Annotated in this window: 13 protein-coding genes; 11 read left to right on the plus strand and 2 right to left on the minus strand. The window is 41.3% G+C overall.

All coding sequences use genetic code 11. The features are described 5' to 3' along the window. The first annotated feature begins 129 nt into the window (after nt 1-129). Nucleotides 130-1,599 carry a SulP family inorganic anion transporter gene (locus tag ACPF7I_RS05915; protein WP_430744287.1) on the plus strand — a complete coding sequence of 490 codons (1,470 nt, stop codon included), beginning with the start codon at nt 130-132 and terminating at the stop codon, nt 1,597-1,599. A 21-nt stretch (nt 1,600-1,620) separates the two neighbouring features. Here ACPF7I_RS05915 and ACPF7I_RS05920 read toward each other — a convergent pair whose 3' ends face one another. Beyond that, nucleotides 1,621-1,995, minus strand: a complete 375-nt coding sequence (locus ACPF7I_RS05920; protein ID WP_430744286.1) for a zinc-ribbon domain-containing protein — start codon at nt 1,993-1,995, stop codon at nt 1,621-1,623. Nucleotides 1,996-2,162: 167 nt separating this feature from the next. On the opposite strand from ACPF7I_RS05920, the gene ACPF7I_RS05925 reads away from it, so the two are divergent. From ACPF7I_RS05925 to ACPF7I_RS05935, 3 genes are all read left to right on the plus strand, one after another. Continuing rightward, nucleotides 2,163-2,825 (plus strand): DUF975 family protein, encoded by a 663-nt coding sequence (locus ACPF7I_RS05925; RefSeq protein ID WP_430744285.1) that lies wholly within the window; start codon nt 2,163-2,165, stop codon nt 2,823-2,825. A gap of 256 nt (nt 2,826-3,081) precedes the next feature. Further along, nucleotides 3,082-4,572 carry a malate dehydrogenase (quinone) gene (mqo, locus tag ACPF7I_RS05930; protein ID WP_430745961.1) on the plus strand — a complete coding sequence of 497 codons (1,491 nt, stop codon included), beginning with the start codon at nt 3,082-3,084 and terminating at the stop codon, nt 4,570-4,572. Between the two features lie 123 nt (nt 4,573-4,695). Beyond that, nucleotides 4,696-5,046: a hypothetical protein gene (locus tag ACPF7I_RS05935; RefSeq protein WP_430746034.1), complete on the plus strand. Its 351-nt coding sequence runs from the start codon at nt 4,696-4,698 to the stop codon at nt 5,044-5,046. A gap of 56 nt (nt 5,047-5,102) precedes the next feature. Here ACPF7I_RS05935 and ACPF7I_RS05940 read toward each other — a convergent pair whose 3' ends face one another. Next, nucleotides 5,103-6,323 (minus strand): IS110 family transposase, encoded by a 1,221-nt coding sequence (locus tag ACPF7I_RS05940; protein WP_430744284.1) that lies wholly within the window; start codon nt 6,321-6,323, stop codon nt 5,103-5,105. A 390-nt stretch (nt 6,324-6,713) separates the two neighbouring features. Here ACPF7I_RS05940 and ACPF7I_RS05945 point away from each other — a divergent pair, with 390 nt between their 5' ends. The 7 genes from ACPF7I_RS05945 (at nt 6,714) to ACPF7I_RS05975 (ending at nt 14,852) form a co-directional block, all read left to right on the plus strand. After that, on the plus strand, nt 6,714-7,160 hold the full coding sequence (locus tag ACPF7I_RS05945; protein WP_430744283.1) for a MarR family winged helix-turn-helix transcriptional regulator: 447 nt from the start codon (nt 6,714-6,716) through the stop codon (nt 7,158-7,160). A gap of 76 nt (nt 7,161-7,236) precedes the next feature. After that, nucleotides 7,237-8,088 carry a permease gene (locus ACPF7I_RS05950; RefSeq protein ID WP_430745960.1) on the plus strand — a complete coding sequence of 284 codons (852 nt, stop codon included), beginning with the start codon at nt 7,237-7,239 and terminating at the stop codon, nt 8,086-8,088. Nucleotides 8,089-8,103: 15 nt separating this feature from the next. Further along, nucleotides 8,104-8,274: a hypothetical protein gene (locus ACPF7I_RS05955; protein ID WP_430744282.1), complete on the plus strand. Its 171-nt coding sequence runs from the start codon at nt 8,104-8,106 to the stop codon at nt 8,272-8,274. A gap of 136 nt (nt 8,275-8,410) precedes the next feature. Then, nucleotides 8,411-9,166, plus strand: coding sequence for an HIRAN domain-containing protein (locus ACPF7I_RS05960; protein ID WP_430744281.1), 756 nt, complete (start codon nt 8,411-8,413; stop codon nt 9,164-9,166). 616 nt (nt 9,167-9,782) lie between these two features. Then, nucleotides 9,783-10,031, plus strand: coding sequence for a hypothetical protein (locus tag ACPF7I_RS05965; protein ID WP_430744280.1), 249 nt, complete (start codon nt 9,783-9,785; stop codon nt 10,029-10,031). Nucleotides 10,032-10,049: 18 nt separating this feature from the next. Continuing rightward, on the plus strand, nt 10,050-11,894 hold the full coding sequence (locus tag ACPF7I_RS05970) for a site-specific DNA-methyltransferase (RefSeq protein ID WP_430744279.1): 1,845 nt from the start codon (nt 10,050-10,052) through the stop codon (nt 11,892-11,894). A gap of 3 nt (nt 11,895-11,897) precedes the next feature. After that, nucleotides 11,898-14,852, plus strand: a complete 2,955-nt coding sequence (locus ACPF7I_RS05975) for a type III restriction-modification system endonuclease (RefSeq protein WP_430744278.1) — start codon at nt 11,898-11,900, stop codon at nt 14,850-14,852. Nucleotides 14,853-15,073: the final 221 nt, after the last annotated feature.

Consider the following 15,073-nt stretch of genomic DNA (forward strand, 5'->3'; position numbering starts at 1 on the left):
CATGTACAGATGTTTTTGAGCCGTCATAAAAGGTTGAGCATGTGAACAATGTTATGTATAATCGCTTTGTTGTGTACGGGATCGCTTCTTTGTGGAAGAAGCAATATATGAAAGAGAAAGAGGGGTTGTATGTTTAAACATTGGAAAGAAGAATGGTTTGGAAATATTAGAGGAGATATACTTGCGGGGCTTGTCGTTGCGCTTGCGCTTATTCCAGAGGCGATTGCATTCTCGATCATCGCAGGTGTCGATCCGATGGTTGGTTTGTACGCTTCTTTTTGTATCGCGGTCGTCACCGCTTTTGTTGGCGGAAGGCCGGGGATGATTTCTGCAGCAACCGGGGCGATGGCGCTTGTTCTCGTTCGTTTAGTAGCGGAGCACGGTTTACAATATATGCTGGCAGCTACAATTTTAACAGGTGTCATTCAAATTGTTTTAGGGTTACTGAAAGTTGGGAATATATTAAAATTCATTCCTCGTCCGGTCATGATCGGATTTGTTAACGCGCTTGCCATTTTAATTTTTGCTGCTCAATTGCCACATTTCCAAGGAGAATCTTGGATGATGTATGCGCTTGTGGCACTCGGTTTATTCATTATTTACGTTTTCCCGCGCATCACAACAGCTATCCCATCTCCGCTTGTTGCGATTGTCGTCATTACAACGATTGCTTTCGTGGCTAAATTAGATGTGCGCACGGTAGGAGATATGGGAGCAATTTCTGCAACGTTGCCGAGCTTTTTGATTCCAAATGTACCATTGACGTTTGAAACGCTCATGATTATTTTCCCTTATTCATTATCTCTTGCGCTTGTTGGATTAATAGAATCCCTTTTAACAGCGCAAATTGTCGACGATTTGACGGATACAGAAAGCGATAAAAACAAAGAGTCGCGCGGTCAAGGAATCGCTAATATTGTGGCCGGTTTCTTTGGCGGCATGGCGGGATGTGCGATGATTGGGCAATCGGTTATTAACGTGAAATCAGGTGGGCGAGGTCGCTTTTCTTCCCTCGTCGCTGGTGTGTTTTTAATGCTGCTCATTGTTGCGTTTAACCGTATTGTTGTTACGATTCCGCTTGCGGCGCTTGTTGCTGTTATGATCATGGTATCGATCAGCACGTTTGATTGGGGTTCGATACAACGACTTGCTAAAGTGCCAAAGGCAGATGCTTTCGTCATGATTATTACTGTTGCCATAGTGGTAATCACGCATAACTTAGCGATCGGAGTGATTGCTGGAATGATGTTGAGTGCGTTATTTTTTGCTGCGGATATGTCCAAAGTGAAGGTGACGAAAACGATAAAAGGTGACATCGCAACATATGATGTAGAAGGCACGCTCTTTTTCGCCTCGGCGAACGACTTTGTCCGTGCGTTTCACTACAATGACGATGTGAAAAAAGTAAACATTAACTTGGCGAAAGCACGTATTAAAGACGAAACAGGTGTACATGCGATCGATCGCGTTGTGATAAAAATGCACCAAAGCGGTGTAGAAGCAAATGTCATCGGCTTAAGTGAAGCGTGCGAAACACTTGTCAATCGCCTTGCTCTCTACAACAAACCAGGAGGGCTCGAACAAACGATTGGACATTAAAACCGAGCATATCGCTCGGTTTTATAATGCTTTTCCGCAAGATGGACAAAAGCGAAAATCTGTTTGTACATTTGTTCCACAGTATGGGCAAAACTTCCCTTCTTCATGATGGACGAAGCGAGCGTTTAGCGGATCTTTCTCTTCATGTTCATCAACGATATCGACGATGGACATCCGCTCTTTTCCTGTCGCATTTTTATAATGGTAGACGGCTTGAAAAATACCAAGCCCAACAAAAATCAGTCCGAACAGCGGAAATATTTGTGTTCCTGGAAACGGAGAATCTTTTGTAATCGAAAAGGTCATAAATGTCCAAAATACGCCAAATAAAATGGTGGCGATGCTGCCAATAAATCCTTGCATCGACGGTCCACGGCCAGGTTTTATACTTTTCATGTTTTTTCCCCTTTCGCTATATTCATACGTTCCATTATATACAAGAAACAGAGAAAATTCATTTCATGTTTTGAAAAAAAGGTACTATTTTGTAAATATATATGCTAGATTAAGTAATGACATCATAAATTACATGTGTAAGCAATACGCAAAAGGAGGCTCAGTTTATGACGTTATCATCGTTGAGGAGTCAGGCAAGAGATGCATTAAGAGGAAAATGGGGTAGCGCAGTGCTTTTTATGCTCGTGTATGCGGCTGTAACTATTGTTTTTCCAATGGCCGTTGAAGTTGTACTAAGCGGGGGATGGGAAACATGGCTTGATCAAGAAGAGGTGCCAACTTCAGCCTCTATCGTAAGCATGATTATCTCCCTTGCGCTCATTCCTCTCAGCATCGCGATGTATTGGGTATTTTTAGATGTGTATCGGAATGAACCGGTTCGTATTTCCCCGCTGTTTACGGTGTATCAAAACGGAAAATTAGTTTTGAAATTGATCGGTACGTCGCTATTAATCGCTCTTTTTATCATTTTATGGAGCTTATTGTTCATCATCCCGGGAATTATTAAGTCGTTATCTTACTCACAAACGTTCTTTTTACTAAAGGATCACCCAGAGTACAGTGCACTTCAAGCGATTAGCGAAAGTAAAAAGCGCATGAAAGGATATAAAGGAAAGTTATTTTTGTTATATCTCAGCTTCATCGGCTGGGGGCTTCTGTCCATCGTTACGCTTGGTATCGGACTTTTATGGCTTATTCCTTACGTTTATACATCGCTTGCTGCATTTTATGATCAATTTATTCGCAAGCAGGAAGTGACAGCCGAATAAAAAACGAACAAGGGCGACCTTGTTCGTTTTTTTTCTATAAATAAAGCTAGAAAAATATCGAATGATTTTGTAAAATCATTAAAAAAAGAATATTGTTTCTTTTTGTCGGAAATGAGCGAATGAAGCCGTTCTTATTTAATCATATAAACACGTTTGTAAAATGAAGAATAATAGTGACATACTATAATTTAAATGTGTTATAATAAATGAGGGGAAATGTTGGCCAGATCGGAATGAACATTTAGGGGGTTCAATGATGAAAACAGATGTCATTTTAATTGGTGCGGGGATTATGAGTGCGACTTTAGGGACGTTGTTGAAAGAGTTAGCACCAGAGTGGGAGATTTCAGTGTTTGAAAGACTAGATCAACCAGCAGATGAAAGTTCGAACGAATGGAACAATGCAGGTACGGGTCATGCCGCACTTTGTGAACTAAACTACACAGTAGAAAAAGCGGACGGATCAATTGATATAAGCAAAGCGATCAAAATTAACGAACAATTTCAACAATCGCTTCAATTTTGGTCTTATCTCGTTCAAAACAAGCGCATTCGCAATCCGAGGGACTTTGTTATGCCAATCCCGCATATGAGTTTCGTGCAGGGGGAAGAAAATGTTGCATTTTTGAGAAAGCGCTTTGAACAGATGGTAAACAATCCGTTATTTAAAGGAATGGAGTTTTCAGATGATCCACAACAATTGAAAGAGTGGATCCCGCTGATGATGGAAGACCGCATCGTGACAGAACCGATTGCTGCCACGCGCATCGAGTCGGGGACCGATGTGAACTTTGGTGCTTTAACCCGCATGTTATTTGAACATTTAGAACATAAGCATGTCAATTTATATTATAAGCATCACGTGGAAGATATGAAACGGACAAGCGACAATTTATGGGAAGTAAAGGTACGCAACCTTACAACCGGCGAAGTTGAAGTCCATACAGCGAAATTCGTCTTTATCGGTGCAGGCGGTGGGAGCTTACATTTACTACAAAAATCCGGCATTCCTGAAGGAAGAGGAATTGGTGGTTTCCCGGTAAGCGGGCTATTTATGGTATGCAACAATCCAGACATTATCGCCCAACATCATGCGAAAGTGTACGGAAAAGCAAAAGTTGGTGCGCCGCCGATGTCTGTGCCGCATTTAGATACGAGATTCATAGGCAATGAGAAAATGTTATTATTTGGGCCGTTCGCTGGTTTTTCACCGAAGTTTTTAAAGAATGGCTCGATGTTCGACTTAATTACATCCGTCAAGCCGCATAATGTGTTGACGATGCTTGCAGCTGGGGCAAAAAATATGGCGCTAACAAAATATTTAATCGAACAAGTCATGTTATCAAAAGAACAACGCATGGAAGAACTGCGCGAATTTATCCCGAATGCGAAAAGCGAAGACTGGGATATTATTATCGCTGGCCAGCGCGTACAAGTCATTAAAGATACAGAAGCAGGCGGTAAAGGAACGCTTCAATTCGGTACGGAAGTTGTTGCTGCACATGACGGATCGGTTGCCGCTTTACTCGGTGCATCGCCAGGCGCATCAACGGCTGTTCATGTCATGCTTGAAGTCATTGAAAAATGTTTCCCTAAAGAAATGAAACAATGGGAACTAAAAATTAAAGAAATGATTCCATCTTACGGTGTATCGCTTATGAAAAACGAAGCGCTTTTACGCGAAGTACAAACATTGGCTGCCCAAACGCTCGGCTTAAAAGAAACAATGCCGCTTCAAATTGCATAAATATGAAAGGCAGAAGTCGGTGGACTTCTGTCTTTTTTCGTAGCGATCAAACGGGAAAAAAGGAGTTCTGTTTTTAGGTTTATCATCAAAATATGTACTTCTTTTTTAACAAAAAAGAGTAATGTGGAAGTAAAGTCGAGTTTTTCGTTTCTTGACCATGGTCGTTTTTACTTATCAAGTACAACTTATGGTGGAAAAGATATCGGCATGATTTTTCAAGATCCGCTGACGGCGTTAAATCCGCTTATGACTGTTGGTAAACAAATTGAAGAAAGCATGGACTATCACACATGCGACATGTACTCTGATCCATACCAAACGCCTTTACGAGTACCTTTCTCATCATTTTGCAATATGATTAAGAACATATTGTCAAATCGAAAACAACTATTTTCAAGAAAATTTTTAATTATTCGGTTAATTTTATTTATCTATCCTGAAAACAAAATTTGGCAAAAAACAACCCCCACCTAGCCTTTGGAATTGAATTCCAAAGGAAGGTATTTCAGTATGTATATGGTTAATAAGTGCTATGCACTCGTTTTTTCCAGTTTCACTTCGTACCCTAACCCCTCTAATCGTTTCACCGTTTGACGCACGATGCTCGCTTCTCGCTGCCGATCCCAGTAGTCGGCTCCCAACTCTCTATACGGTTCCTTTCGAGTTAAGATGTAATAGATCATTTCTAAAATCGTTCTCCCGACCGCGACACTCGCTCGATTCGCTCCTCTTCGTTTGGCGATCCGATGATACTTGGCCGATAGGTACGTGTTCTTCGTTCGGGCGGCGGCACGGGCGCATTCCACGAGGCACGACCTTAGCTTCTTGTTCCCTTTCCTCGTTCGACCTGACAACCGTTTCCCTGCACTCTCATGATTCCCGGGAGCCATTCCGGCCCATGAGGCCAAGTGCGCGGCGGTAGGGAACCGGCTCATGTCCGTCCCGATTTCCGCTACAATTTGTTCCGCGCTTTGCCGCCCCACTCCCGGGATCGTATCGATGAGCTCCAGCGCTTCATGAAAAGGGCTCGTTCGTTCCTCGATTTCTCGATCCAACCGGGCAATCGCTTCATCTAAATACTCCACATGACGCCATTGCTCGGCCAGCATCATGCGTTGATGCGGCCCTATCATTCCTTTCAACGCGCGCCGGAGCTCTTCCGTTTTTTGTTTCAGCCGCCCTTTGGCGAGCTGGGCGAGGGCCGCCGGATCGTTCTTTCCTTCGATAAGGGCGCGAATGATGAGCCGGGCCGACATCCCGTTGATGTCGGATACGACCGAAGAAAGCTTGATATTGGCTCCTTCCAGCACTTTTTGGATGCGGTTGAGCTCCCGTGCCCGTTCCTCGATCAAACTGCGCCGATAACGGACCAGTTCCCGGAGCTCCCGCTGAGCCCGATGAGGGATGTAACTCCCTTTTAGCAATCCATGGCGAAGCAAGTCTGCGATCCATTCAGCATCTTTGACATCGGTCTTTCGCCCGGGAACCGCTTTGATGTGTTGGGCATTGACGACAAGCACTTCGATCGGCTCTGCTTCGAGGAGATTATACACTGGCTTCCAATATACGCCCGTCGACTCCATGGCAACGTGCGTCACCTTTTTTTCTTTCAGCCAATCCACCAACTCCTCGAGATCGTCGGTCAGCGTACCAAACGTGCGAATCTCTTTTCCTTCAGGGGTAAGGGCGCAAGCCGTAATCGATTGCTTATGCACGTCCAATCCGCAACAGCGTTCATACAAGACGCGCATCGGTCTCCCTCCCTGCTTCGTTCTCAAAAACAGCTGGTGCAGTAGCCTTTGTTCAAGCATTCTATCCTGCGTGCTTCCCTCAAGGGAGCGACATTCCGTGGTGCACCAGACTACTGGGGTCCGTCTATATATCGGACTTTTACGTACCATAGATACAACGACCTCATGACCCCAGCTGCAAGGAGACCATTCGACAGAAGGTTGTTTTCATCCTTCCGATGGTGACGAAATTTTTTTGTCATGGGAGTCTATATTTTATTTTTCTCTATATTTTATTTTTCTCTTTATGTTCGTTCGAACTGAGGGATTATGAACGAAGAAAAAATATTTTTTCATTTTTTATTTGCAAAATACAAATAATAACGTATAATAAAATCAAGAGGTGAGGAAATGGAAAATGTTCGCGAACTATTCCACACGATGACAAAACGTCTCGGATTGTTAGACCGAAATTGCTGCACTGTTGGTGGGGTTGAATTATCGCTTGTGCAAAGCCATATTTTATACGAAATTGACCGAATGAACGAACCATCGATGCAACAAGTGGCTGATGCGTTAGCGATCGATATTACAACATTTAGCCGGCAAATTCAAACGCTTGTCAAAATGAACTTAGTGAAAAAAACACCTTATTCCAAAGACCGACGCGTCTATATCTTATCGTTAACGCCCGAAGGAAAATACGTCGTGGCTAAAATCGACGCAGAAGTGAACGAATATTTAGGCGAAGTATTTTCGCATATGAGCGAGTTTGAACGCGAAACGGTTCTCCGCTCCATTCGGTTGTTGAACGAATGCATGGCGAAATCAACAGTCTGTTGCAAACCGTTGTTTTAAGGCAAGAGAAATCTTGCCTATTGCTTGAATAGATATTTGCATTTTGCAAATAAAAGGGGGAATTCGTTTGGAAACGATGCAATCGTTTTTCTTTTTAGCGTTAGAGCTTACGCTACTTTTTCTCGCTATTTCGTTTTTTATTCAATTCATTGAGGGATACATTCCTTACGATCGCATGCAACAGCTGTTGGCAGAGCGCCATCCGCTCATTGGCGCAATCATTGCTGTCATGTTTGCATTTGTGACTCCATTTTGTTCATGTTCGACCATCCCGGTCGTCGTGTCGCTCTTAAACAAAAACGTTCGGTTCGGGCTTGTCATGATTTTTTTATTCGCTTCTCCTGTACTTGACCCGACGATTTTAACGATAATGACCGCATTGCTTGGTGTCAAAGTAGCCGTCGTATATACGCTATTGACGGCGATGCTTTCGATTTTCATCGGTTTTATGCTAGAAGCGTTCGGATTTGAACGCGCAGTCAAACGCGTCATTGTTAAAGGAAACGTAGCTATCGGGAAAAAACGGACGTTCAAAGAAGCATGGCATGAGACGCTTCATCTCATGAAAACCGTATATCCGTATTTATTGTTAGGAGCCGGAATTGGCGCATTCATCCATGGCGTTGTGCCAACGGAATGGATTTCAACCTATATGGGAGGTGATACATGGTGGCTTGTTCCGTTTGCGGCAATCATCGGCATTCCTTTATACATCCGTCTCTCTACGATGATACCTATTTCGCAAATGCTTCTTGCGAAAGGGATGGCGCTCGGCCCGATGATGGCGCTTATGATTAGCTCCGCGGGCGCAAGCTTACCAGAGATTACACTACTGCATAGCATTTTTCATAAGAAACTCGTTTGGGCGTTCATCGCCTCGGTCATCTCGATGGCGACCTTATCAGGATTTTTGTTTTACATCATATAAATGGAGGAGATTCATATGTTTAAAAAATTATTTGAGCAAAAAGAAAAAGGATGTTGCGATGTGCAAATGATTGAGGTGAAAGACGACGCGTGCTGTGAGGAGAAAGAGGGTTGTTGTGAGGAGCAGGAAGATTGCTGCGAAGAAAAAGACGAATGTTGTAACGACGACAAACAAACATGTTGCTAGCAACGGAGCACCAGGAGAGCCTGGTGCTTTTTCATGTTATACATGTAGCAGGATTTTTGGTGATGATGACGAAGGAAGGGAGAAAATTGTGTTTTTATTTGGAAGATAAGCGGTCAAAAAATACGGAGGTGAAAGTATGAGTCGACCTTTTGTACTTTGGCTTATTTGGCAAAACGAACGTACTCGTCAGCGGTATCATGTAGGCAATTTAGTTCATCATGAAGGGAAATATATGTTTTATTATGAGAAATACGCACAGAGAAGAGGGGTTATTGAAGCATTGAAAAACGGATATCGCCTCCATATATCTTTTCCGGATATGGATAAAGTTTATGTATCTAATCGTTTGTTTGGCCCTTTTGAACGACGGTTACCCGATCGTCGTCGTCCAGATTTTCAAGAAATTTTACGGGCGAATGGGTTATCCAATGATTACACAAATATGGATTTATTGCGTGCGACTGGTGGAAGACTTGCGACTGATACGTATGAATTCGTCCCTCCTATTTATGTATACGGAAATGAATTCGACTTTGAGTTTCACATCGCTGGATGGAGATATTACAATGGGGAACGAGTACTTGACCGCTTGCAAGTGGAGGATGATGTGACGTTTCAACTAGAAACGACAAATCAAAAAGATCCGAAAGCGGTTGTCGTATTGACGAAACAAGGTGAAAAATTAGGCTACGTCCCCGTTTTTTATAGCGAATTTATGTTTCGGCTTATTGAAGAAAGTGGCGGAACATATAAAGCGAGTATCCAGTTTATTCATCCAAATGCTAATCCGCAGTTGAAAGTAAACGTTTATGTACGCGGAACGCTGACACCAACAATGAAAAAGCTTCAACGAGACATGGTGCATGACATGGAGTTAACCGTTACGGTGTAGTAGAAAATAGCGCAGAGCTTTCAGAGGATGGAACAGACATGGAGATGAAGGAGTGAAAATCCGCCTAAAGTTTTGTGAATGGAGTCAATCCATAGCGGGAGGAGCTATGGATTTTTATTTTACCACTATGCAATAGGCGAGCTCATTACGTTACAAAGGTGGTGTGTGTTGACATGTCGTGTTTTTGTTGTATAATTGTACATAGAATAAACGCTGTCGTTCATATGGATGGCAGGTCAAGAAGGGAGCGGCATCGTGTCGCTCCTTTTGCTTTTTATGTGAGAAGGGATGTTTTTGTATTCACGAATCGCCTTATTTATTGATGGCGGGTACCTTGACAACGTATTGAAATGGCGTGGAAAAGCAAAAATTGATTAAGAATGGAATGGGTTCATCGTTTTTCAAAACGATGGACCTTTATTTTTTCATAGTAGTGATGTATATTTTTCTTCTGTTACTTTACAATGTATCGACAAAATGCGACAGTTTTTGACATCTTTATTTTGATACAATAAAACTATGTCGAAACGAATGGAAGTTATGATTAATAAAGGAGTTTGAATGTTACATCTCCAAAGGAATGATTGATAATAAACAGCGTGGTTTAGTGGGGGATGTGCTCAAAAAGCATATGCAAAAAGGGAGCAAACTTTCTGTTGCGGCAGCTCATTTTACGCTATATGCTTTTGTAGAGCTAAAAAAGGAGCTTTCACAAATTGAAGAATTTCGCTTTATTTTTACAGAACCGACATTTGTGCAAGGGGACTATTTAGCAAAAGAAAAAATCGCAAAAAATGAAGCGTTATTGTATGGTGTGGAAGAAGAGCAAAAATATAAAGCAGAGCTAAACGAAATATCTATTTAAAATGAAAGGAGAAAAACGATGGAAAGGCTAGACGGAAAATCGATGGATTTAGTCCGAACAAACATCGAAGCATTAAAGAAGCTATTCCCAGAAGTCGTGACGGAAGGAAAAATCGATTTTGAGAAACTAAAACTTGTACTTGGTGAGGAAATTGAAAAACGTAACGAACGATATGAATTTACGTGGCACGGCAAAACAAAGACGATGAAACTCGCGCAAACGCCGTCAACCGGAACGCTTAGACCAGACAAACAATCAAGCAAAAACTGGGACACGACGGAGAACCTTTATATTGAAGGGGACAACCTCGAAGTATTGAAACTATTGCAAAAATCATACTTTGGCAAAATTAAAATGATTTACATCGACCCACCGTATAACACTGGCAAAGACTTTGTTTATAAAGACGACTTTCGCGATAACATTAAAAACTATAAAGAAATGACGCAGCAAACAACAAAAGCCAATACGGAAACGAATGGACGATATCATACCGATTGGTTAAATATGATGTACCCGCGGTTAAAACTGGCGAGGAATTTGTTAAGGGAAGATGGGGTTATTTTTATTAGCATTGATGATACCGAAATGGCAAATTTGAAAAAAATTTGTGATGAGATATTTGGGGAGGATAATTTTATAGGGAATTTTATTTGGCGGAAAAAATATGGAGGGGGGCAGGCTGAAACTCATTTCGTAACAGAGCATGAGTATATAGTTGTTTATAGAAAAGGATATGGTTTTACTTGGAAAGATGAGCAGATAACTGCTAGCGAGAAGGAATTTAACAAAATTGATGAAAATGGAAGGAGGTTCAAAACTATAAAATTAGCGAAATGGGGAAATACCGCTAGGAAAGAGGATAGGCCTAGCATGCATTTCCCAATTACTGCTCCAGACGGTAGTGAGTGTATCCCATATGCCCCAGACGGTAACTTGGGTCGTTGGAGAATTGGTAGGGAAAAAATGGAGTTTTTATTGGAAAATGATCTGATTTATTGGGAAAAAAAAGATACAAGATGGGAGCCATATGAGAAACAATATTTTGATGAAGGAAAAAATAAAATCATTAAACAAAGAAGTATTTTATACAATTTAGCGCAAACCGGTGATGGTTCGAATCTTTTGACCAATCTTTTTAATAACAAAGACATTTTTGAGAATCCTAAGCCACTGGAGCTAATTAAATTGTTTATAGGTCATACTTGTAACGATGGTGATATTGTTTTAGACTTCTTTTCTGGCTCATCAACCACAGCTCATGCTGTAGTGGAGTACAACTGTGAGCAAGATAAAGATATAAAATTTATGATGATTCAATTACCAGAACCCACCTTCGAAAAATCAGAAGCATATAAAGCCGGCTACAAAAACATTTGCGAGATTGGTAAAGAGCGCATTCGTCGTGCGGGGGAAAAGATTGTGCAAGAAACGGGGAAGACGGATTTGGATATTGGCTTTAAAGTGTTTACGCTTGATTCGTCGAACATGAAAACGTGGGATCCAGATTTCGAAAACTTAGAGCAAACTCTCCTCGACTTGCAAAACAATATGAAAGAAGACCGTACAAAAGAAGATTTATTGTATGAAATTTTACTAAAAATCGGTCTGCCGCTCACGACACCGATTGAAGAAATCGACTATAACGGTAAAACGATTTACAACGTCGGTTTCGGTTCGGTGCTATTGTGCCTAGAAAATGACATTGATTTAGACATTGTCCATGAAATGATGAAATACAAGTCCGAGCATTTATCACCGAAAGTCATTTTTAAAGAATCTGGCTTTATCAATGATTCAGTGAAAATGAACGCCATTCAAACATTGAAAAAGAACGGAATCAATGATGTAAGGAGCGTGTAGGAGATGAAGCTAAAGTTTCGTGGAGATTTAACCTACCAAAAACGAGCAATTGATTCCGTTGTGCAAATTTTTAACGGGCAAGAACTGAGCCAATCGAATTTTACCGTTTCATACGGACCAAATGCGGGGATGATTCAAACAGCGCTCGGGATAGGAAATCGTTTAGACCTTACGTCGGATGAAGTTTTAAAAAACGTTCAAGACGTTCAACTGAAAAACGGCTTGCCGCGCAGCGAGAAGTTAGACGGTATGAATTTTACAATTGAAATGGAAACAGGAACAGGAAAAACGTATGTGTACTTGCGAACCATTTATGAACTAAATAAACATTATGGCTTTACAAAGTTTGTCATCGTTGTACCGTCGGTCGCCATTCGTGAAGGCGTTTATAAATCGCTACAAATCACAAGTGATCATTTTAATGAACTATATGACAACAAGCCGCTAGAATATTTTATTTACGATTCACAAAAATTGGACCGCGTCCGCAATTTTGCAACCGCTACGACGATTCAAGTGATGGTTATTAATATTGATGCTTTTCGCAAAAGTTTTGAAGATCCAGAAAAAGAAGATAAAGCAAACGTCATCCATCGTCCAAACGATCGTTTAAATGGCTATCGACCGATTGATTTTATTCGCCAAACGAACCCGATTGTTATTATTGACGAACCGCAAAGCGTCGATACGACGCCAAAATCAAAAGAGGCGATCGCGTCACTTAACCCGTTATGCACGTTGCGTTACTCAGCGACACATGTTGATAAATACAATATGATTTACAGGTTAGATGCGGTCGATGCTTACAATCAAAAGCTTGTTAAGCGAATTGAAGTCATGTCCGTTCGATCTGAACCATCGTTTAATGTGCCTTACATCAAGCTAGTAGATGTGAAGGAACGAAAAGCAACGATTGAACTGGATGTCGAAACGCGTGGAAAAGTGAAGCGAACGACGAAAACGGTGAAATATGGCGATGACTTATATGATGTTTCTGGAGAACGTGACATATATCGCAACTATATTGTCGAGCAAATTGACTGGACGCCGGGGAACGAGTCGATTGAAGTAAACGGTCATTATTTGCAAATCGGCGACGCCATAGGTGATATTGACGATGATATAATTAAACGTTATCAAATTCGTAAAACAATTGAGGAGCATTTAGATAAAGAATTGCGCTTACGTCATCGTGGCATTAAAGTGCTTAGTTTATTTTTCATTGACAAAGTCGCAAACTATCGTGATTACGACAAAGATGGCAACCCGATAAAAGGGAAATATGCTGTGATGTTTGAAGAAGAGTATCAGAAACTTATCCAAAAACCAAAATATCGTACATTGTTTAACGATATTGATGTCGATATTCCTATTGAAAAAGTGCACAACGGCTATTTTGCGCAAGATAAAAAAGGAAGGCTAAAAGATACGAAAGGGAATACAGAAGCGGATACAGATGTATATAACCTTATTATGAAAGACAAAGAACGGTTGTTAAGTTTGGATGAGCCGCTTCGCTTTATTTTTTCGCACTCCGCTTTGCGTGAAGGTTGGGACAACCCGAACGTATTTCAAATTTGTACATTAAAAGATTCAGCAGGAACGTACGTATCGCGCCGACAAGAAATTGGTCGCGGGCTCCGTTTAGCCGTGAATCAAAACGGTGAACGAGTGCAGGATGATAGTGTAAACATATTAACGGTGATGGCAAATGAATCGTATGAAGAGTTTGTCGCTTCATTGCAAAAAGAAATGGAAGAAGAAACAGGCGTGACTTTCGGCAAGATTGAAAAGCATATATTTGCGAAATTAACGTATGTCGATCCAGATACAGAAGAGCCAAAACAGATGGGGTACGATTTATCGGCTAAGTTGTATGAAGAGTTGAAGCAGCATGGATATATTGACGATAAAGGGAAGGTAAAATCGGAGCTAAAAGAAGCGATAGGTAATGATACGTTAAAGATGAGCGATGAGTTCCAACCGTGGAAGCAGGCAATTCTGCATGAAATAAGCCACTACTTGCAACGATTGCCGATTAAAGATGCGACGAAAAAGAAAAGAGTGCAATTAAATAAGCAAGTGTTTTTCGGAGAAGAGTTTCGCCAACTTTGGGAGCGAATTAAATATAAAACGGTCTACTCCGTTCAAATTGAAAGCGATCAACTCATTCAAAAAAGCATAAAAAGCATTCAGTCCATGCCGCGTATTGAAAAACTTCGCATCGTAAGCCGAAAAGATCAAGTGGCGATTGACCGCATCGAAGGAGTACACTTGGAGACTGTCAGCGAGCGGGTGGAAGATTATATAACGGCTCATCATACGTTGCCAGACGTTATTACCGAACTGCAAAACCGTACGAATTTAACGCGCAAAACGATTGTTGAAATTTTAATCGGCTGCAAACGTCTTGATGATTTTAAAAATAATCCGCAAAAGTTTATGGAAGAAGTCACAAAAATCATTCAGCGTGAAATGAAGCTGCTTTTGAAAGACGGTGTAAAATATTACAAAATCGGCGACGATGCGTATTATGCCGTCGAGCTGTTTGAAAACGAAGAACTGCTTGCGTATTTAAACAACAATGCGATTCGTAGTGAAAAATCGCTGTTCGATCATATCGTATACGACTCTACGATTGAGGCAGACTTTGCCCAACGATTCGAAAGAGATGAAAACGTCAAAGTGTATGTCAAATTGCCAAATTGGTTTAAAATCGACACGCCAATCGGGGCTTACAATCCAGACTGGGCGCTTGTCATCGACAAAGATGGCGAGGAAAAGCTATACTTTGTTCTCGAAACAAAAGGAACCGACTGGGAAGGTGAGCTTCGTCCAGAAGAAGCAGCGAAAATCGACTTCGCCCGCAAACATTTTCAAGCGATCCATACAAACGTCGAATTCATCGGTCCGGAGAAAGATGTGGGCGAATTTATGCTCCGAGCAATGGGTCGATAGGACGGATTAGACAGGAGTTGATAAAACTTCTGTCTTTTTTTAATTTTGTGACAAGGTTCGACGGGATTTTTTCCTAACCTTTGTTATATTATTTATTGTAAATAATAAATACAGTGTTTTGTAAGTGAAGAATACATAACATTGGGTTACCTTGCATATGAAGACTATGGAGATGTTTCTAACAAATAACTTCTTATTTTTTATTGGAAGTAACATCCATT

The sequence above is a fragment of the Anoxybacillus dikiliensis genome, assembly GCF_050613275.1.
In the GTDB taxonomy this organism is placed as follows: domain Bacteria; phylum Bacillota; class Bacilli; order Bacillales; family Anoxybacillaceae; genus Anoxybacillus.